Annotated in this window: 1 tRNA gene; it reads right to left on the bottom strand. The window is 43.8% G+C overall.

Annotated elements, in window-relative coordinates:
* Positions 1 to 76: transfer RNA gene (locus ACJDUG_RS17845), tRNA-Ala, on the bottom strand.
* Positions 77 to 203: the final 127 nt, after the last annotated feature.

The raw sequence follows: 203 nt of genomic DNA, 5'->3' as shown, positions 1-203 counted from the left end.
TGGTGGAGATAAAGAGGCTCGAACTCTTGACCCCCTGCGTGCAAGGCAGGTGCTCTCCCAGCTGAGCTATACCCCCAAATAAATTAAGAGACATTTGGTCTCTCAAAATTAAACAGATATATAGAAGTTCCAGCTAGTTAAGATACTAAAAAGTTTCTTAACAGTTCTCCATAGAAAGGAGGTGATCCAGCCGCAGGTTCTCC

Source organism: Candidatus Clostridium stratigraminis, from assembly GCF_045310675.1.
Classification (GTDB): Bacteria; Bacillota; Clostridia; order Clostridiales; family Clostridiaceae; genus Clostridium_AT; species Clostridium_AT stratigraminis.
Note: the sequence above shows the minus strand (reverse complement) of the source record. Positions and strands in the feature narration are given on the sequence as shown.